Annotated in this window: 16 protein-coding genes and 1 other annotated feature; of the genes, 12 read left to right on the forward strand and 4 right to left on the reverse strand. The window is 51.3% G+C overall.

What is annotated here, in order from left to right:
• Window positions 1-142 precede the first annotated feature (142 nt).
• The 7 genes from ACX1DY_RS16965 (at window position 143) to ACX1DY_RS16995 (ending at window position 10,782) form a co-directional block, all read left to right on the forward strand.
• Entirely contained in the window at window positions 143-1,645 is a 1,503-nt protein-coding gene (locus tag ACX1DY_RS16965) for a hypothetical protein (RefSeq protein ID WP_458965369.1), read from the forward strand.
• A gap of 11 nt (window positions 1,646-1,656) precedes the next feature.
• Window positions 1,657-2,415 carry a DUF6063 family protein gene (locus ACX1DY_RS16970; protein WP_458965370.1) on the forward strand — a complete coding sequence of 253 codons (759 nt, stop codon included), beginning with the start codon at window positions 1,657-1,659 and terminating at the stop codon, window positions 2,413-2,415.
• Window positions 2,402-6,895: a coiled-coil domain-containing protein gene (locus ACX1DY_RS16975; RefSeq protein WP_458965371.1), complete on the forward strand. Its 4,494-nt coding sequence runs from the start codon at window positions 2,402-2,404 to the stop codon at window positions 6,893-6,895. The genes ACX1DY_RS16970 and ACX1DY_RS16975 overlap by 14 nt, the downstream gene beginning before the upstream one ends.
• A 112-nt stretch (window positions 6,896-7,007) precedes the next feature.
• A complete protein-coding gene (locus ACX1DY_RS16980) occupies window positions 7,008-8,123 on the forward strand; it encodes a phosphodiester glycosidase family protein (protein ID WP_458965372.1) in 1,116 nt (371 codons plus the stop codon).
• A 32-nt stretch (window positions 8,124-8,155) separates the two neighbouring features.
• Window positions 8,156-9,088, forward strand: a complete 933-nt coding sequence (locus tag ACX1DY_RS16985) for a LysR family transcriptional regulator (RefSeq protein WP_458965373.1) — start codon at window positions 8,156-8,158, stop codon at window positions 9,086-9,088.
• Window positions 9,089-9,102: 14 nt separating this feature from the next.
• Complete coding sequence (locus tag ACX1DY_RS16990) at window positions 9,103-10,218, forward strand: 5-methyltetrahydropteroyltriglutamate--homocysteine S-methyltransferase (protein WP_458965374.1); 1,116 nt, start codon at window positions 9,103-9,105, stop codon at window positions 10,216-10,218.
• Between the two features lie 111 nt (window positions 10,219-10,329).
• Window positions 10,330-10,782, forward strand: coding sequence for a hypothetical protein (locus tag ACX1DY_RS16995; RefSeq protein ID WP_458965375.1), 453 nt, complete (start codon window positions 10,330-10,332; stop codon window positions 10,780-10,782).
• A 169-nt stretch (window positions 10,783-10,951) separates the two neighbouring features.
• Here ACX1DY_RS16995 and ACX1DY_RS17000 read toward each other — a convergent pair whose 3' ends face one another.
• On the reverse strand, window positions 10,952-11,947 hold the full coding sequence (locus ACX1DY_RS17000) for a phosphotransferase family protein (RefSeq protein WP_458965376.1): 996 nt from the start codon (window positions 11,945-11,947) through the stop codon (window positions 10,952-10,954).
• A gap of 102 nt (window positions 11,948-12,049) precedes the next feature.
• Window positions 12,050-12,314 (forward strand) — a binding site (T-box leader).
• Window positions 12,315-12,377: 63 nt separating this feature from the next.
• Between ACX1DY_RS17000 and lysS the strand changes: the two genes are divergently transcribed.
• The 5 genes from lysS (at window position 12,378) to ACX1DY_RS17025 (ending at window position 17,204) form a co-directional block, all read left to right on the forward strand.
• Window positions 12,378-13,934, forward strand: a complete 1,557-nt coding sequence (lysS, locus tag ACX1DY_RS17005) for a lysine--tRNA ligase (RefSeq protein WP_458965377.1) — start codon at window positions 12,378-12,380, stop codon at window positions 13,932-13,934.
• A gap of 90 nt (window positions 13,935-14,024) precedes the next feature.
• A complete protein-coding gene (locus ACX1DY_RS17010) occupies window positions 14,025-14,741 on the forward strand; it encodes a YebC/PmpR family DNA-binding transcriptional regulator (protein WP_458965378.1) in 717 nt (238 codons plus the stop codon).
• Between the two features lie 234 nt (window positions 14,742-14,975).
• Complete coding sequence (locus tag ACX1DY_RS17015) at window positions 14,976-15,152, forward strand: hypothetical protein (protein WP_458965379.1); 177 nt, start codon at window positions 14,976-14,978, stop codon at window positions 15,150-15,152.
• A gap of 143 nt (window positions 15,153-15,295) precedes the next feature.
• Window positions 15,296-16,468, forward strand: a complete 1,173-nt coding sequence (locus ACX1DY_RS17020; protein ID WP_458965380.1) for an alanyl-tRNA editing protein — start codon at window positions 15,296-15,298, stop codon at window positions 16,466-16,468.
• Between the two features lie 271 nt (window positions 16,469-16,739).
• Complete coding sequence (locus tag ACX1DY_RS17025) at window positions 16,740-17,204, forward strand: hypothetical protein (protein ID WP_458965476.1); 465 nt, start codon at window positions 16,740-16,742, stop codon at window positions 17,202-17,204.
• A gap of 14 nt (window positions 17,205-17,218) precedes the next feature.
• Here the strand turns inward: ACX1DY_RS17025 and ACX1DY_RS17030 are convergent, their stop codons facing one another.
• From ACX1DY_RS17030 to ACX1DY_RS17040, 3 genes are all read right to left on the reverse strand, one after another.
• Window positions 17,219-18,256: a hypothetical protein gene (locus ACX1DY_RS17030; RefSeq protein WP_458965381.1), complete on the reverse strand. Its 1,038-nt coding sequence runs from the start codon at window positions 18,254-18,256 to the stop codon at window positions 17,219-17,221.
• A gap of 98 nt (window positions 18,257-18,354) precedes the next feature.
• The gene (locus ACX1DY_RS17035; protein ID WP_458965382.1) at window positions 18,355-18,921 is read right to left on the reverse strand and encodes a GNAT family N-acetyltransferase; all 567 of its coding nucleotides are present in this window, start codon (window positions 18,919-18,921) and stop codon (window positions 18,355-18,357) included.
• A 149-nt stretch (window positions 18,922-19,070) separates the two neighbouring features.
• Entirely contained in the window at window positions 19,071-19,274 is a 204-nt protein-coding gene (locus ACX1DY_RS17040; protein WP_458965383.1) for a TOBE domain-containing protein, read from the reverse strand.
• Window positions 19,275-19,436 lie beyond the last annotated feature (162 nt).

Below are 19,436 nucleotides of genomic sequence, written 5' to 3' on the forward strand. Positions count from 1 at the left end.
TATATTCCCCAAAAGCTGAATTTAAACCGAGTTTCCTAACCCATATTTCACCCTTCATGGGGCAGATATGGGTTTATGTTATTTTGTGGGGCTTCCCCAGGAAGTCCTAAATTATGAAGTGATGGCGAGGTTGGCGTGAAGCATGAATTGGAGTGATTTTGGAGAACGGAATCGGCGGCTCAACCCCTTATGGACCTTGGGGGCGGGGATGAATCTCGGCGAGCTGCAGCCCTATAAGGAAATGATTGCGCTCAGCGTGTTGCTGCAGGTCTATTATCTGGAGCTGGAATCTAGCGAGCGGAGAGCCAGAGAGGATATTGTGGAACTGGCCTGGAGTTCGCTGGAACGGTTCAATATTGTAAGGCTCGGCACTGCCGAGTCCGTGGAACGGCTGGTAGACGGATTGCTGTGGAGCGGGAGCGGCGGGGATTTTGAAGCCTACTATTATGATGATAGCTCCCGGCAGATGGCCGTGCAGAAGTACAAATATTTCACCGTAGATGAAGATGCGACGCGCACAAGCTGGGAAGAGAGCGGCAGAACGGTCTACCGGCTATCGGAGTATGCGATGGAGCTGATCTTCATGAGTCATGAGATCATAGAAGAATTCCAGATCAGTATTAAGCTGCTAGAAATTCAGATGCACATCAAGCACGGGCGGGTTACACACGCGCTGCAGGATGTGGGCGAGCTGATCTCGCGGGTGCGGAAGATGACCCAGCAGCAGCAGGAATACCGCAATGCGCTGCGCCGCAATCCGAAGCATATGTTCAGCGAATACGGTGTGCTGCGGCATCAGCGGCTGGAGGATATTCATCAGCAGTTCGACGAGGAGCGCAAGCATTTCGATAATATCCACCGCTCGCTGGCCCGGCTGGCTAATGATGAGAAGGATATTATCGACTTCAATGAGCTGCGCCAGCTTTCAGAGCGGGTTGAATTGTCCAGACGGGTGCATGATGAGCTGGCCGAGGTGGTGCTGAGCATCTTTGAGGCGGAGACGAATCTGCGGCTGAATTTCCCGGAGCTGTTCTGGGGGGCCGCAGGCTTCAATTTCCGCACCAATGTCTGGGAGGAATGGGTCAAGACCGAAGGTCTGCCGGAGGCGGACAGCCTTGAGCTGCTGGTAAGCGGACTGTTCACGCCCAGCCAGGACTTTATCTATCCGCTCGCCTGGGCGTGGGAAGAACAGGATGTCGGCTTTCTGCCTGAAGATGTTATGGACGAGCCGGATGAAGCCGGAGAAGAAGAGAGCGTTTCCTATATCCCGAAGTCGATTCCCTGGCTGCGGGTTACCGAGCTTTGGCTCCCAGTGTTCACAGGACTGGCTGCGAACGGGGAATTTACATTTTCAGCGGAAGCATTTACAGAAGAGGAACAGCGGATGTGGTCACTCACGCCGGATGCTGTTGATTTGTGGGTGCAGTTTTTCCACACGGAGATTACGGTATTGGAACAGGGAGAGGATAGTCAGAGCGGAGCGGCGGACGAATGCCAGAAATTAATCCAGCGGCTGCTGGCTGAACGGCCGGAGCTTGAGGTGCTGCGGGGCAAGCTGCTGCGAACAACTATACAGAGCGGCGAAAGCGTCGTCTGGCCCGGTCTGGAAATGAGTCCTTATACCATTACTATAGTAGAGAGGTGAGATGATACAGCATGAGCTATTCACTGGAACAATTGCAGATGGCCTCGCGGCTGTTTTTTGATTTGCTTCGCCGGAAGGTTATATCGCTTGATGATCCTGCGGCTGCTGAATGCCTGCAAGACCCGGGAGCTTACGATGCTCTTCAATATATGGCCAAGGAAGGGGGCTGCCGGATTATGAATTCCGGACACCGCCTGCATCTGCTGGTCAATCCGCTTGGTTCGGGGTTTGCCACGAACTTTACGCAATTACGGAACAAATATACACGTATCGAGCGCAAAACCCATTTACATATCATCAACATCATCATTCTGGTGTTTCTGGCCGAGATGGATCAGGATGAGCACCATTTCAAGCCGGGACAGGACAGCATGTCCTATATTCAAATCTCCGACCAGGTATCCTCATTGTTCCAGGCGTGGGTTGACATGGATGGCGAGGGCGGATTCAGCAAGCAGTGGCGCCTGGATATTCAGGCGATGCACAAGGTGTGGACCAGCCTCTACATGCAGACTAAGAGCCAAGAGGAAGGCGATTCCTTGTCCAGAGGGGCCGGCTCCCGGATCGGACTGATTCATGAGGGCATGAAGCTGCTGGAGGATGAACACCTGGTATTCATTTCAGAGAATGAGAAGCGGATCTTTCCGCGGGAAGAATTATATGAAAGAATGCGTTACCTGTACCATGATGTTGACCGTTATAAGGAGCTGAAGGCACTCATCGGGCGCACCTTGACAGAGAAGGAGGGAGAAGCCAATGCCGCGTATTGAACGAATCCGGATTGCCGGACTGAAATATGAGAAGATGCTCAAAAAGTATGACGATATGGTCCTTGACCTTAGCAATGAGGAGGGGCCCGCCAACACCCTGATTACCCTGATGAACGGTGGCGGCAAAGGGGTGCTGCTGCAATCCATTTTCCAGTTGCTCATTCCCAAGGCGGCTTGGGGCAAGGATAACGAGAACCAGGTCGAGGCTTTTTTCCATAATCACAAAAAACAGCTAAAGCCCTACACCTTCCACGTAGCGATTGAATGGCGGCTCGACAACAATGAGCGTACGGAGTACATGACCACGGGCATCGCGATGACGGCTCACAGCTCGGTGGACCAACTAGAGATCAAGGTGGACTACCTGCTCTATGCGCTGCTGGAGTATGAGGAGCATGCCGAGCTTACGCTCTCGACACTTCCGCTGTATGATGCCGCTGCCGGAGGTCCGGTGAGTTTTGAGAGCATTCAGCAGTTTGTGCGCGACCGGCGGGGAGAGATAGTTTCCTTCGGAAGCCACAGCTCGGATCTGAAAAAATATTACAATTTCCTGGCGGAGCGGGATATTCATATCGGCGAGTGGCGGAACATGCGGCGGATTAACGGCGAAGAGGGCGGGATTAAGGGCTACTTTCAGAAAAATGATGCTTTCACGAACCAGAATCTGTTCGAAAAGCTCATTATCCCCGAAATCGGCTCCAGCCTGAACGAAGGCCTGCCCGAACAGGAAGGCTCGCTTCAGAAGATGTTCATGGACGCGGCAATTGTTGCCCAGAGACTGCCGATGCTGGAGCAGCGTGAAAAAGCTTTTGCCGAGTTCACTACGCTTGCTGCGCCATTATATGAGCTTGTCAAGCAGGGGACGGAGGCCGACCGGAGCTTTCAGGAAACGGAGCTTCAGGGGCGGCAAATCTATACAGTGATTCAAGACGAGCTGAAGATAGCCGAAGATGAGCGCCGCAGGAAGGCGGACGAGCTGGTCCGGCTGCATCAGGAAGCCCGGGAGCTGCGTTTTGAGGAAGATAATCTGAAATACTTGCGCAGCAAAGAGGAAATGGACCGGAAGCAGGAGGACTTCAAGCGGGTAAGCGATAATCAGGCCCGGGCCCGCCAGCGGCTGGAGGAGTCTAAGGCGAAGGAAAAGAGTCTTGAAGTCGCTCACTATCTGGCTAGACGCAAGGCACAAATCCGGCAGATTGAGCAGTGGCAGAAAGAGATCGAAGCCATCGAAGGGTCGCTTGAAATGAAGGAGCGGCAAGAGGTAATCCAAGCTGCGAAGGAGGAGCTGCGCAAGCAGTGGGAGCAGGTGTTCAAGCTGTGGCAGGGTCAACTGTCTATGTTCAGCCGGCGCCAGCAATCGTTGACCGCAGAAGAAGCGGGACTGCGCAAGGAACGGGAGAGCTTTCTGCTGGAGCTGGGCGGACTTGACAGCCGGATCAACGAGCTGACCAGCGCAATCCGTCAATATACCGAAGAGCTGGGGGCCTTCGCCTCCCGTCACGGGCAGGAAGCCGCCCATTCACCGGCTGCATCGCTGCAGCGGGCAATCCTTGCTGCCAGAGGCTTCACCGAGAATATCAGCAGCCTTCAAGAGCAGCGGAGGACTGCTGAAGAAGACAGGCTGAGCCTGCATAAGAAGCATACCCAGCTTAGCGAGAAGCTGCTGGGACAGGAGCAGCAGACAGGCGAGCTAAGAGCGAAGCTTGAATCACAAATGAGCAAGGAATCGCAGCTCTGGTCGCAGCTTGTGGTGCTGCTGGAAATGTATGAGGAGCATAACCGTCTTGGTGCAACGGCATTATTTGAAGCAAGATCTGCGGTTCAGGAGCGCTTCATACGCCGGCTGGATGAAGCGGAGGTGCAGACAAAACGGCTCCGGAGAGACTACTATAACCAATTGCTGGATGTTGAGCTGCAGCATGAGGCGTACTGGCTGCCGAACAGCGACATCCTGACGGTAAAAGACACGCTGGATTCGCTGAAGATCAGCTCCATGCTGGGCAGCGCCTTCCTGAACGATCAGCCCTACCTGATCCGTGAAGAAGAGCTGGAACGGCATCCGCTGTTGCCATACGGGCTTATTCTGACCGAACGTGAAGCTGCCAAGCTGCAGCCGGATCTTCTTAAGGAGCTGCTGCTGAAGTCAGCTGTCCCGCTTTTTGTCCGTGAACAGATGGGCCAGATGGCTGTCCAGCCGTTCCTGCTTCCCGATAGCCAAGGTCCGTTAATGGTTCTGCAGCCGGACCGTTTTCTGGAGTGGAAGCAAGGAATCGCAGCGAGACTGAAGGAGCAGGAAGCCGAGCTGCAGGATACGGAAGGCTATCTGGCGAAGCTGAAATCAGCGCGGCAGGAGTATGAGCGTTTATTTCAGGGCGAGCATACGGTTAGCCTGAAGGCCAAGCTTACAGCAATGGAGGCTCTTCAGCATGAGCTGCGCGAGAGCCTGGGCGGACTGAACGCGGAGATCAGCCGCAATGAAGAGTCTATTGCCGCCATCGCAAGAGAAATGGCTGATTGTGAAGCTGATAAGGCGGAGCATGAAGCCAGAGTACTCGCCCTGCGCGAATGGAATGAACGGACCAGGAAGCAGGAGCAGGATTATAAAGACAAGCAAACAGCCCAGGACCGCAAAAGCTATCTCAGCAAAGAGAGCGCCAGCAAGGATCAGCAGCTTGCCCAGATCAAAGCGGAGCTGGAAAGTACCGCCCGGGAGCGGGAAAAGTGGGTCGGCGACACGAAATACTCGCTTTTCCCAAGGCTCCAGACCTGGTTTCCTGAGCTTGTATTCCCTAGCGAACTACAGTCTGCAAGTGATAGCGGAACGGAACCGGCAGGAGCTGCTCTTGCAGCCGACGTTCAGGATCTGCTGCTGCAAACCTTAAGCACTGTGGAGAGCCTGCAGCAATCCCTGAGCCGCAATGAGCTTGAGATCCGTACCCGCGCCGCGCAGATCAAATCAGCCGGTGAGCAGATGGAAGAGCTTGAAGCAGCGGTGCAGCAGGTGGATTCCAATTGGCGGACTGTGCCGGAACCGGAGGATACCCCGGACTTCATCATGTCGGCCAAAGCGCGGCAGAAGAGCGATACTGCCATTCTGGATGAAGATTACCAGCATATCCGCGATTCTTTTATCCGCTGCCAGACCGAGCTGGAGCAGCTGCAGAAGCAACTGCTCAAAGCTGAGAAGTCGATTAAGGAGAAGCATGAGCGGACAGTCGAGCTGTGGCATGAACCCCTGGATCAGAAAGCGCAGGAGATTGAAGCGCGTTCCCGGGACAATGAGCATCTGCTGAATGCTTGCAAGCAAGCCATATCTGCAATGGACCAATGGCTGCAGACTCTTGCCAATCAGAGTAAAATTATGGATACCCATGTAGAAGGCCGGGTACAGCTCCGGGATGTGCCGGATGAGGTGCTGCAGCAGGTAAAAGAGGAATGCGAGCCGCTCGTCGCCGATTGGCTGCTCCGCAGCAAGGAGAGCCGCAGCGAACGGGGTGAAATTGCGCGCAAAGTCAAGGAAGAGAAGAATGCCTTAAGCGGCAAGCTGGCCAAGAGCGGCTGGAATGCCGAACTGGAAACGAAAATCCAGGACCGGCTGAACACCGTACACTGGGAGGACTTCTCCATTGCGCTTCAGGTGCTGGATTCTATGCTTCAAAGCTCGCGCGACCAGATTGAGAGCATCCGCAGCGACAAGGAAGGGATGGAGCTGTCCCGCAAGCTGTGGGTTGGCCGCGCCGCCAAACGGGTTGTGCAGATTGTAGACATCCTGAGACGCATGGAGCGCCGGATGATCATTCACAATGAGAACGGCTATGCATTTCCGCTTGTGCGGCTGAATTACAAGAACATCAGCGTGCCGAAGACCACCGACGATATCGAGCCATTGGTCAGCGAATATTTCAACCGCTGTATTTCCAGCCTGCTGGAGAAGTTCCCGAAGATTGAACAGGCTCCGGCTGCAGCGGTCAAAGATCTGATCAGTGACGGCAAAATTGTCTACGCCGCGCTGCAGAACCGCTTCCCTGTGCTTCAGGTCTACAAGCCTGTGACGGAGAACTATTTCCTCTATGCGGAACCCGAGGAATATCACTACTCCGATTGGGAAGTTATCAACCGCGGGGCGCTGGATGAAGCGGTCGGCAGCGGCGGGCAGCGCCAATCGGTTCAACTGCTGGTGGCGATGATGATCATGACGCATAAACGGGTCAACCGCGAGAACAAGGGCTGGACGGTCTTTTTATACGATAATCCATTTGGTGAAATGGTCTCCAACAACGTGCTTGATCCGGTATTCGAAATCTCCAAAGCTCTTAAGTTCCAATGGCTGATCGTAACACCGCCGGAGCTGGTGAAGAACGATGTCAGCGTACGCTTCGGCGTCTACTGGCAGCTCTATTTTGGAGGAGAAAAGGGTGAAATGCTGGAATCGACCCTTATCAAGGGCGGCCGCAAACTGATTCCGGCTTCATTATTCTAAATTCGACAATTTACCAAACTGAAACCTTTAATCTCTCAATATCGTCTATGATGGGGTATGTGGGTTAACACCCGATTCTATTAACAGGCATCATCAGGGAGGATATTTAGAAGTGAACTCTTCATCATTACCAGAACGTTCTACTGTCCGTAAGAAGAAACCTGTCCGCAAGCGCAAGAAAAAAAGCTTTTTCCGCAGACTAACCAGAGTGTTCCTGTTCTTCGTATTTCTGCTCCTGGTTGGCGCAGGCTGGCTCTATTTCGCTCCATCTGCGAAGAACACGCGTTATTTGATCGCAGATACGCTGATTACTACACAACACCGCTATTTGGCGAAATATATTATTGGCGAAGATGAACTGAAGAACCGTGTGGCCGAATACAATCAGCGGTTTGATCATATGGGCGACGAGAAGGATACCCATAAGATTGAACGGACAGCTGAGGAAGCGGCGAAACCGCTGGTTGAAATCGAGAAGGTTACCGGCACCGGTTATACCGGATTTGTCATGACCGTGAACGACCCGACCAAAGTCAGATTAGGCGTTCCGGATAAGGTTGGCTCAGGCGAGAAGGTAACCAGCATGGTGGCCCGGACAGGGGCCATTGCCGGGGTGAACGGCGGAGGATTTGCCGATCCTAACTGGAAAGGCAACGGATTTAAGCCGATTGGTCTTGTAATTTCCCAGGGGAAGCTCTTTTACAACGGCCTGGGCGGAAAGAAATCCACACAGATTGTAGGTCTGGACAAGCAGGGGAAAATGATCGCCGGCAACTACACGCTGGATGAGCTAAGCAAGCTGGGCGTTCAGGAAGCCGTGTCGTTTCAGCCGCGCATTATTGTGAACGGCAAAGGCTTGGTTAGGAATGCGGCGGATGGCTGGGGAATCGCCCCGAGAACCGCTATGGGCCAGCGTGCGGACGGTGCGCTGCTGTTCGTTGTGATCGACGGCAGACAGCCTGGCTACAGCATTGGCGCCAATCTGTACGATGTGCAGCAAATTATGCTTAAGCATGGGGCCGTAATCGCCGCCAACCTTGACGGCGGTTCATCCACTGTTCTGGTGAAGGATAATGAAATTGTCAATAAGCCCTCCTCACAATACGGTGAGCGGTATTTGCCGACTGCATTCCTGGTGTTCGAGCATCCCGAACAAGCGGATATCAAGAATATCTGGGAGGGCCTCGATCCATCCAAAATTGATGCGGGAAAGAAGCGTACTCAATAAGGTACAAGCTTAATTAAGAGGAGGAACTCGGTTTGACTTTGCAGCAGCTCCGCTACGCAATTGAGATTGCCAATAGCGGCTCTATGAACGAAGCGGCCAAAAGGCTTTTTGTATCTCAGCCGAGTCTCTCTAATGCAATCAAGGAGCTTGAGAGCGAGCTTGGAATTACGATCTTTGAACGGAATAACCGGGGCATCAGCATCTCGGCAGAGGGTGTGGAGTTTCTGGGCTATGCCCGGCAAATTATTGAGCAGACCGAGTTCATGGAGAACCGCTATACCGGCAAGAAACGCAGCCCGATTTACTTCGCGGTGTCTACCCAGCATTATGCTTTTGTCGTGGATGCTTTTGTGAAGCTGATGAAGGGAAGCAATGTGCCCGAATACAACTTCAGCCTGAGAGAGACGCAAACCTACGAAATAATTGAAGATGTGCGCACACTCCGCAGTGATCTGGGGATTCTGTATATCAATGAGAGCAATTATAAAGTGATGAACAAGCTGTTTAGCGACGGGAACCTGAAGTTCTCTCCGCTGTTCAATACCCAGCCGCATGTGTATGTGCGGGCCGGGCATATTCTTGCCGGTAAGGAACTGATTACAGCAGACGACATTCTTCCGTTCCCGTATGTTACCTTTGAGCAGGGGGATAACAACTCACTGCACTTTTCGGAGGAAATGCTTAGCTTCACGCAGATTGAGAAAAATATTAGCGTGACCGACCGGGCCACACTGACCAATCTGCTGCTTGGCAGCGATTCGTATACGGTGGGTACGGGGATTATGGACTCCGAGCTGAACGGCAACGGGCTGGTGACGATTCCCTTTGACAGTAGAGAGGTGTTCACCGTCGGCTGGATCGCTCACAAGGACCGCAGACCGGGCGAGATTATGTCTGCGTATATTGATATTCTTAATGACCTTGTTTCGCAGAATTATTTCGATCTTAAATCTTTCTTACTCTAACAGCAGGAGGGACTATGACCAGTTCAGTTATCGGCTCCACCAGAAATGCTCCGCCCTTTCGCTATGACATTGTTGGCAGCTTCCTCCGCACGGATGAGCTAAAAGCCGCACGCGCGCAGCACCTCCAAGGTGAAATTACGGCAGAGCAGCTTCATGACATCGAAAATATTGAAATTGCCAAGCTGCTGGAGCAAGAGAAGGCTGTGGGGCTGAAGGCCGTAACAGACGGTGAATTCCGCCGTTCCTGGTGGCATCTTGATTTCTTCCTCGGGATCACAGGCACGCAGAAGATCAGTCTGGATCAAGGAAAAGGTGCGAAGGATGCCGCTCAACGGGCTGAGAGCTTTCGGATTGCCGGCAAAATTGCTTTCGGGCAGCATCCGATGGTCGGCCAGTTTGTCGAGCTGCAGAAGATGGCCGGGGATACGCTTGCCAAAATGACAATCCCTTCTCCTGCGTTGTTTCATTTTGTGCAGGATTTCAACGGAAATGAAATTTACCCGGATCGGGAGACTTTGTACCGCGATATTATAAGTGTCTACCAGACCGCTATTCAGGCGTTCTACGATGCAGGCTGCCGTTATCTCCAGCTCGATGATACAACCTGGGGAACTCTCTGCAGCGGCAGACACCGGGCGCATTTGCGCAGCCGGGGCATTGATCCTGATCAATTGGCCCAGGACTATGTGCGGCTCATCAACGAGAGCATTGCCGGACGGCCAGCGGATATGACCATCGCCCTGCATGTCTGCAGGGGCAATTTCCGGTCTACCTGGTTTGCCGCCGGGGGGTATGAGCCTGTAGCGGAAGTGCTGTTCGGCCATGCTGAAGTCGATGCTTTTTTTCTCGAATATGACAATGAACGTTCTGGAGACTTCGCTCCGCTGCGCTACATCCGGGACCAGCAGGTGGTGCTGGGGCTTGTGACCACGAAGCATGGCGGGCTGGAGAGCAAGGAGCAGATCATAACCCGGATCGAGGAAGCGGCCCAGTATGTGAATATTAACCAGCTATGCCTCAGTGCCCAGTGCGGCTTTGCCTCCACCGAGGAAGGCAATATTCTGACCGAGGAAGAGCAGTGGGACAAGCTGCGCCTGATTATTGAGACCGCAAACGAAGTCTGGATTTGAAAATCGGGCGAGGTATATGCATATATTGTCCAAACACAATATAAGTTCCCGAATATATTAAAGTACAACCCTTATGGAAGGGGACAACTACTTTAATAGGGAGTGAAGAAAATGACGATTCAATTTTTGGATTCTCGGACTTCAGAATTCAGCAATACCAACACGGGTGTAGGTGTACTTCCGGCTACACCTCTACTGCTCGGGGATATTGGTTTACAAGTCGCTGCTGTGATCGGAACTCCAAATGCTGCAGACGTTCGTATTGAATTGTGGGGAACTATTGGTGTTTCAGGGACTGCCGGGAACGAGGTTACAATTACCGTGGAAAGAGGCGGTACAGGAGTTAGTGGTTCAGGTGCTTTAATATATACTGCGACTGCAGATCTGCTTACAGGAAATAACCTGCTGTCCTTTCATGCTGCTGATTTTCATCCAACGGTACCTGTCTCCGGTCAACTTCGATATACTATGTATGCTGTTAATAGTACTGGCGATGGACCTGCTATCACCATTACTGGTCCTGTTGCTTTTAGCGGAGTTGCACAAGCTGGCGCGTTTGCTTAATCCTTCCTTGCTGCTATAGAATAACGAAATTTTCGCAGACAAGCTGCGCTTCATCAAGGAATTGCCGATAAAGTCTGGCAGTGGGCATAGAACAGTATAACGAAAAGATAAGAGCCAGTTCCCGGCAAGTCAGGAGCTGGCTCTTTTTTGAGGAGGGAATGGAAGTCTATCACCAGTTAAATTTGACCGTCTTCGCGATCAAGCTCTGAAGATCACGCAGCCGGTTAGGGGTATCTGCAGTAGAGTGACTGAGCATTTCGCAGAGGGCGGTAAGATCCTCAAGCTTCGAGTACAGCCTCCAGTTATACTCAAGAATGCCTCCATGTGCTACATAGGCTGAAATGAAATGCTGCTCAAACAGCGAGCCGTCTTCCTCATAACGGAGCACGTTCCCGATATCAATATACCGGCTACAGGAGAAGGCAAATTCCCAGTCGAGAACTGCTGACACTGCGCAGCTGCCCGCATTCTGCTCCATAAGTATATTTAGACCGTTGAAATCCGAATGTACGAGAACTGGTGAACTATTTCTCTTATAAAGTTCGTTACTGCATGACTGGCAGAAGCTCCACAGCTCTTGTGTCAGCTCATCGCCCAGCCATTTCGCGCCCTGATTGTGGAAGAGACTGTTGTCAATAATCGAAAGAAAAAGCTCTCCGCTCATTTTGAACGGTTGAATAATCTCCAGATCCTTGTCCAAGAAACCCGCTTCTGGAAACGTATAGTTATGTATTTGAGCCAAGACACTGCCAACAGATGTGGCGGCGGATTCGATCTCCTGAGCGGCTCCATTTTTTAACACATCCCGTAAATGAATTCCCGGTTTCCATTCCGTAACCGCCCAAGGCTGATTGAAGCTGCTGCAGCTAGTATTCAAATAAAGAAAATCGGCAACAGGGACAGTGTCCCGTATTCGCTCCGCAATGGCCAATTCTTTTTCAGCGATTCCTTCAGTATCACTATACAAACGAAGAACCAGGGGATCAGATTTTCCGTCCAGGTGAAGCTTATAATTCGAATTATGAAGCCCAACTCCAAGCCTTTCCGCGCCTATTACCCGTGTGCCTTGAAATGCAGATCTCACAATGTCGTTAATTTGTCTGAGGTCAAGTGATACTTGCTGCTCCGTGCGTTCCCAGCCTTCTTTCACATCAATCGCCTCCATAATTTATTAATCTTCCTATTATCGTAACATATAGCGGAGCAGCAGGCTGTGATTGACAGATGAAAAATCCCGGGTTATCATTACATACAATTACTTACAGCAATATTAGCGATGAAGAGAAGAGTAATTAGGCGGCATAGTTCACAGAGAGCTTCGGAAGTGGTGGAACGGAGCAGCGGTGTGCCTGACGAAAAAAGTCTCAGAGCTTCATACGGAATTGGGCGGTATGCCCAAGGATGCTATGACGGGATCTCCCGTTACAGAGATAGGGTATAAGCGTAATGGCCGTACCCGAAGAGGCGGATATGGCAACATGTTCGCGAACAGAGGTGGTACCACGGCGCTGTTTACAGCTCTCGTCCTCAAGATAACAATCTTGCGGATGAGGGCTTTTTTGTTTTTCCCAATACATGCCTGAGGTGATTATGAAATGCATTGGTCAGAGAAAATTGCAAGCCGGTTAATCGATAGTCACCCGGAGCAGACGACATTCGTGTGCGCATCGGGGATCAGTCCGTCGGGACACATTCATATCGGAAATTTCCGGGAGATTGTGACGACTTATTTTGTAAGCAAAGCGCTTGAAAAAGCGGGTAAAAAGGTGCGGTTTATTTTTTCGTGGGATGATTTTGACCGGTTTCGCAAGGTTCCGGTTCATGTAGACCCGAGCTTCGCGCAGTATATTGGCAAGCCTTACACGCAGGTTCCCTGTCCATATGGCTGCCACAGCTCCTATGCTGAGCATTTTGAACAGGAGTTCGAAACGGCGCTTTCGGCTTTTGGCATTCGGCCGGAATTCATTTATCAGAGCAGAGAGTATCAATCACGCCGGTATGTCCCCGGGATTCTTCATGCGCTGCGCGCTAGAGGTGAAATCTATGACATCCTCATGTCCTTCAAGACAAGTGAAGCCAGCGAAGCGGAGCGAGCCGCATTTTATCCGATAAGTGTGTATTGCCGGGAATGCGGCAAGGATTCAACAACAGTTCATTCTTTCGATGACAAGGAAGAGCTCTTGACCTATAGCTGCCAATGCGGCAATCACTGCACGCTGTCTGTCCGGGAAGCGGATAACATCAAGCTGCAATGGAAAATCGACTGGCCCATGCGCTGGAATGTGGAGCAAGTGCTATTCGAGCCTGGCGGACGCGACCATTCATCGGAAACAGGCAGCTACAATGTAGCTTCCGTTATCTCCGAGAAAATTTTTGGGAATCGTCCGCCCGCCTACGAGCCGTATGAATTTATCAGAATCAAAGGAAGCTTTGCCAAAATGTCCAGCTCATCCGGGAACAACTACACTCCAGATGATCTGCTGAACGTCTATGCTCCCGGGAATATTCTGTTTCTGTTCGCCAAATATCAGCCGAGTGCTGAGTTTCATATTGGGATGGATGAAGATGTGCTGCGCAACTATACGGAATATGAGCGGTATCGGAAGGCTTATTTCGCCCAGACGCTGACGGATGATATTCGCACGGCGGTCGAGCTGTCGCTGATTGATTCAGAGAATGTGAATACACCCGGATTCAGCCAGATTGCCGGTCTGCTCCCGCTTATCCGCTTCGATCATAAGCTGCTGTCTGAGATTGTAGCCCGGAATGGGGACGAGGTCGATGAGCGAGGGCTGCTGCAAATGGCAGAGCGGGCAGAATATTGGATCAAGCAATGGATGCCGCAAAAGCTGGTCACAGTAAATACTCATCGCGATACCGCCCTGTACGAAACTTTGAAGGCTCATGAACAGCAGTGGCTTGAAGCCTTTTGCCGGCTGTTAAGAACTGGGGGTATGGATGATGAGCGGCTGATGACAGAGATCTACGCCATTTGCCATGACGAAGATAAAAAAACGATGAAAAACAATCAAAAGCTTCTATTTACAATGATCTACAGGCTGGTGCTGAATCAGGAGACAGGTCCGCGAATTCCGGTGTTGATTCAAGCTGTAGGCATGGATAAATTGCTGGATTTGCTGGATTTTCTGTAGGCTCAGGACTGCCCTTTACGGGATATATCGAACAGAGGTATAATAAATAGGACTGTTTTTAATTAATGTTGGAAAGTGAGCGGGAACAATATGGGTCGTAAATGGAATAATATTAAGGAAAAGAAGGCATCCAAGGATGCCAATACAAATAAGGTCTATGCCAAATTTGGCGTAGAGATTTATGTAGCTGCGAAGAAGGGCGAACCTGATCCGGAATCGAACCGGGCACTGAAGGTCGTTCTGGAACGCGCCAAAACGTATAATGTGCCTAAGGCGATCATTGACCGGGCACTGGATAAAGCCAAAGGCAGCGGAGACGAGACTTATGTAGAGCTGCGTTATGAAGGGTTTGGTCCAAGCGGCTCGATGATTATCATTGATGCGCTGACTAACAACGTCAACCGTACAGCCCCTCTGGTGCGCTCCGCATTCAGCAAGAACGGCGGCAACATGGGTGTCAGCGGTTCAGTAACTTATATGTTCGAGCCAACGGCTGTTATCGGGGTGGAAGGTAAAACCGCCGACGAAGTCATGGAATTGCTGATTGAAGCGGACGTAGATGTGCGCGATGTGCTGGAAGAAGATGAAGCGGTTATCGTCTATGCCGAACCTGACCAGTTCCATACCGTACAGGAAGCCTTCCGTACTGCTGGAATTACAGAATTCACCGTAGCCGAGCTGACCATGCTTCCACAGAACTATGTATCCCTTCCTGAGGATGCCGAAGCCCAGTTCGAGAAGCTGATCGACGCTTTGGAGGAGCTGGACGACGTACAGCAGGTATACCACAACGTGGATTCGGAATAATAGAATCATCATTCACTGCAACCGGACAGGCAGATGCTTCATCTGCTTATCCGGTTTTTTCTTGAAATATAAGGATTTATATGTTTCACACTATAAATTATCCTTATATTTCTCGCTGAAACGGATACCGTCCTTATAAGGACGGCGTAGCCGTTTCCACTTGGAGTATAATCTTCCCCGCAAATTGCCACAATAAGCTGAAATGACCAGACCTATTAAGGAGGCAATGCAGCGATGGATCATACCAAGCCGGACAAGAATCTGATCAACACGGTCAAGGAGCTTGACCAAAACCCGGTAACCAGCCAGGAAGCACAGCAAATGGAGCAGAAAAAGAGCGACATCCGCAAAGAATCGCTCCGGGATGAAAGAACGACGTACAAGAAAACCGAAGAGAACACCTACAAGTAAACGTCAGGCGTGAGAAGAGAAGTTCAAGATGAACAGTGGCAGGGATGAACCTGTCACTGTTTTTTTGGTTACTGTTATCTTGATTGGTAAGCAAATATGGGATACGATGCACTAAGAACAGAGACGGGGAGAGGAACCTGATTATGACTAAGAAGCTGTATTACGAATCCGCCTATCTGCAGGAGTGGGAAACAGAAATTAACAGTGTGGTTGAAAGGGAAGACGGAGTGTATTTGATGCTGGAGGAGACGGCTTTTTATCCGCATGGGGGCGGACAGCCGTGTGATACCGGAACCATTGGCGGGGTTTCGGTGCTCGACGTAATTCTCGAAGATGATGAGGTACTGCATAAGGTAGAGTCATTGCCTGACGGGAACCGGGTGAGCTGCCGGATCGACTGGGACAGAAGGTTCGACCATATGCAGCAGCATAGCGGCCAGCATTTGCTCTCGGCGGTATTCCTTGAGCTGTGCCAGGCCAAGACACTAAGCTTTCACTTGGGCAACGATTACGACACCATCGATATTGAGCTGCCTGAGCTTGCGCCGGAGCAACTGGCTATAGTAGAGAAAGAGGTCAACCGGCAGGTAGTGCTGAACCATAGCATCGTCAGCTATAACGTCACTGCGGAGGAAATGATCCGTCTGCCTCTGGTCAAGCTGCCCAAGGTGACTGAGAATATCCGCATTGTTGAAATTGAGGGTGTGGAGCATAACGCATGCGGAGGGACGCATGTCTCCTCAACAGGCAGCATCGGGATAATCAAGCTGCTGAGAGCGGAGAAGATGAAGGGCAACATTCGGATTACCTTCAAATGCGGAGGGCGCGCGCTGGAAGAATGTAATGATAATCAGCGCATACTCGGCGCACTTTCCGCCAAATTCAATACCGGCAAGGATGAGATCCTTGACCGGATTGAGAAGTGGGAAGCCGAGCAGAAGCTGCTGCAGGCGGAGCTGGCCGCACTTAAGGAGCAAAACGACGGTTATGTGGCCCAGGAGCTATTGTCCGCACAGGAGCCGGGAGCCCGTGTGATTGCCCATGTTTTTGAAGACAGATCGCTCAAGGACTTGCAGAGCTTGGCAGTCAAGCTGACCGCTTCTACTGAGCTTCCCGTGCTGCTGCTGACCGCTGCGGAGAACAAGGTGGTGCTGGCGTGCAGCGGCGGCACAGGTTTCTCCTGTGGAGCCTTCTTCAAAGCGAACCTTGGCGAGTTCCAGGGAAAAGGCGGCGGCAGCGACAAAATGGCGCAAGCCGGGTTCCCTGCTTGGGAGCGTGCGTTTGGTTTTTATGAGCTTGCTAAAAGCTCGATTTAGGGTGTATGCAGTGCAATACGGGTGTTCCTGGATTAGACCGGGAGCACCTTTTTTTAAAATATAGAAAGTATAAGTTTCACGCTATCCTTTACCCTTATATTTCCCGCTGAAACGGATACCTGAAAGCGATACGGAGTATCGCTGCTTCGGAAGCATAGGCTTCTTTTAAGGACGGCGTAGCCGTTTCCACTTGTGGGGGAATTTATCGTATCGGCCCGTATATCTTGGAGCAAGGAGGGGAGAATATCCATCAAAAATAGGAGAGATTCCCATCAAAAAGCTGTTGATCGTGCTTAGCTTGCTGCTGATACCCCTGATCCTGCCAGTAAAAATGCAAGCTGCGCCGCAAGAAAGCAAGTATCCCTGCAGCCTTATCCTCGACGCCAAACCAAATATGCCAATCAACGCAAAAGGAGTGGCCCTCGCGTACCGCGTCATAAGGGATTATGGCGGCGAGAGGACAAGCCTGAGTATTCATGCACAATACCTGCCGGCCCCGGCGTCTTTGGGTAATTACGACAGATATGAAGGCTTCGCTCAAGTCCCTGGCGAGATCAGTTGGCGATTCAATTTATACCCTACGCCGGATGAAACTCAAAACCCAACCTGGGCTGGCAGGATTGATGATATCTCTGGCGCACTTGAGCGTGCCGTATTGCAGGTTCGTCTGTCGAACTCCGGAACAAATACCTTAGGCCCGGCAGTGCTGGAGAATTCTATGAAGAAATGTAATTGAGTTCTCTCAGGCTATCAGCCTATTGTGGTTCCGGTAAAGCGGCCTGCTTCATCAAATGCGAGGAATATTTCGGCATAAGGATGGTAGAATTCCGGGCAAAGCCTGCTATCGGAGGCCTCAAGTTCACCAGTATCGGGATTCCAGATGAGCAGGCCGTTGTCCGGTCCCCACATCGCAAGCTTGCCTTTTACTGCCGCGAGCCCGCCGTGGGGATGATAAAAGACATCTTCAATTAAAGGTTTCGTACGATAAGCCGGCACCCGGGTAAACAGCTTCTTCCGCTCACCAGTCCGCACATCAAAAATAGCCAGCATATAAGTATCCTCGTCTCCGCCATACTCAAGCAGCTCGTCCTCATCGTACATACCGGATGCCAGTTGCCCCCAAATTGCGATGGTCCACGGATCTATCCAGGCAGCAGGCTGATCCCAATCCTCCATCATCTCCCCAAGCGTCAGCAAGGTAAGCCCATCCTCCGATTCCCAGCAGTTCGAGATCCAAGCAGCAAGATTCCATGAGCGTACCGAAGCAATGGGATGCCAGATCCACCCTGTATTTACGATCCATTGCCCATCAGGGGAGACATGGATTTTGCCATGGAAATAATCCAGATAATGTGCTGGCAGGTGTTCGGCATTATAAACAGGGGTCTGACGGGCTGACAGATTCTCACCAGAACGAATATCCAGCAGATCCAGACGGTTCCATTCGGTGCCGTGTATAAGCAGTGTCCGGCCCCCGGCTTCGACAAAAGCGAGGGGATAGGTGCAGGTTTCAAAGTGATAATCATCCCTTGTCAGTGGCATAACGAGCTGACACGTACGCAGATCATACAGAGCAGCATGAAGGCCGAACCTGTTGGACACTGCAGCCAAGCTCTCATCTGGAGAGATTACAATCTGGACGGGATGAAGGGGATTCAGATCAGGAATGCTAACATGCAGCAGCTTGACTGCATTCCCGGTATGCAGATCCAGTCTCCAGAGGTCACAGTTTTGATCTAGCGCAAGCAATGACACGTCATGCTCTCCGCGCCCTTTTAATGCCTGCATAGCAACAATTGTTCCCGGGCTGGGAATAAGATTTGGGAAATTAAGATTTTCAAACTGCACTTACTGCACCCCTTTAGTAGAGTATAATTTACAACAGCCTAGCCGCCGCTCTTGCGGAAGGATTTCATATGAAAATCGGTAATGCGGCGGAATAAGTTTTTTCCATCATCCGTGATGGTAAAGTCCTTACTGATCGGCAGCACCATCGCCCGGTAGGGCTCGGGTACCCAAATATATTGATGCACATAATCTGTAGCGATAAAACCGCAGTGCTCCCAGAAATGCACCCGCGCGGCATCCTCTTCCGTACCGCCGGCTTCGACCTCAATCAGAATCGCTTGAATATGATGCTCGCGCACGTACCAGTCGCGGATTTGCTCCAGGAACTGTCTTCCGAGGCCTTGTCCGCGAAGCTCCGTATCAATAGCCATATAGTCAATAATCAGCAGCCGCTCTGCGGCGGAACCGCTAAGTCCTGTGATTGCCATCGCAGCGATACGGCCATCCTGGTACCTGACGTGGAGCCGGGCTATTTTCCGGTCCAGCATCGCCTTCAGGATGTTCACCGGCTTGGCGCCATGCGGGAAGGCTTCCCGGTAGAGCGGTTCGATGGATGCCCACAGTGCATCATCCCACTGATCATAAGTCATGAACGTAAGTTTCATGTTCAATTCGCCTCCAGCAACATCATAGCAGAGCGAAGCAGGGGGAGCAAAATGGGGAAATGGCTTTATATAAAAAGCAAAGACCCGAACCCGGCATCCGCCGAAGTTCAGGTCTTTTTGGCTGCTTCCCTGCCGCAGATTCCTGCGAACTAAGCCATGAGCAGTACGGAAGAGGCCTTGATGACTGCCGTAACATTAGAGCCTTCCTTCAGTTCAAGATCATGCAGCGCTTCCACGGAGATAATGGATGTGATCCGCTGGCCCCCGGTATCAACCACTACCTTGGCGTTGACTTGTCCCTCTTCAATAGAGATCACTTTACCTTCGAACTGGTTTCTGGCGCTGATTTTCATAGACTAATCCTTCCTTTCGGTTATGATAATAACAGGCAGGTAATCTATATTGTCGTTCTTGGATGTTTTTGGCGAAAGGTGCTTAAATGTAATTCGATCATACTAGATATATATTAGGCAGACAAGAATTTCCTTTTAATCTCTGAAATCTGAAGCAGGAAG

The sequence above is a fragment of the Paenibacillus sp. BAC0078 genome (assembly GCF_054483875.1).

Bases quoted from the DNA above. Each gene is read 5' to 3' on its own strand.
- ACX1DY_RS16965 (WP_458965369.1), top strand. From the start codon at position 143: ATGAATTGGAGTGATTTTGGAGAACGGAATCGGCGGCTCAACCCCTTA.
- ACX1DY_RS16970 (WP_458965370.1), top strand. From the start codon at position 1,657: ATGAGCTATTCACTGGAACAATTGCAGATGGCCTCGCGGCTGTTTTTT.
- ACX1DY_RS16975 (WP_458965371.1), top strand. From the start codon at position 2,402: ATGCCGCGTATTGAACGAATCCGGATTGCCGGACTGAAATATGAGAAG.
- ACX1DY_RS16990 (WP_458965374.1), top strand. From the start codon at position 9,103: ATGACCAGTTCAGTTATCGGCTCCACCAGAAATGCTCCGCCCTTTCGC.
- ACX1DY_RS16995 (WP_458965375.1), top strand. From the start codon at position 10,330: ATGACGATTCAATTTTTGGATTCTCGGACTTCAGAATTCAGCAATACC.
- ACX1DY_RS17000 (WP_458965376.1), bottom strand. From the start codon at position 11,947: ATGGAGGCGATTGATGTGAAAGAAGGCTGGGAACGCACGGAGCAGCAA.
- lysS (WP_458965377.1), top strand. From the start codon at position 12,378: ATGCATTGGTCAGAGAAAATTGCAAGCCGGTTAATCGATAGTCACCCG.
- ACX1DY_RS17010 (WP_458965378.1), top strand. From the start codon at position 14,025: ATGGGTCGTAAATGGAATAATATTAAGGAAAAGAAGGCATCCAAGGAT.
- ACX1DY_RS17015 (WP_458965379.1), top strand. From the start codon at position 14,976: ATGGATCATACCAAGCCGGACAAGAATCTGATCAACACGGTCAAGGAG.
- ACX1DY_RS17020 (WP_458965380.1), top strand. From the start codon at position 15,296: ATGACTAAGAAGCTGTATTACGAATCCGCCTATCTGCAGGAGTGGGAA.
- ACX1DY_RS17030 (WP_458965381.1), bottom strand. From the start codon at position 18,256: ATGCAGGCATTAAAAGGGCGCGGAGAGCATGACGTGTCATTGCTTGCG.
- ACX1DY_RS17035 (WP_458965382.1), bottom strand. From the start codon at position 18,921: ATGAAACTTACGTTCATGACTTATGATCAGTGGGATGATGCACTGTGG.
- ACX1DY_RS17040 (WP_458965383.1), bottom strand. From the start codon at position 19,274: ATGAAAATCAGCGCCAGAAACCAGTTCGAAGGTAAAGTGATCTCTATT.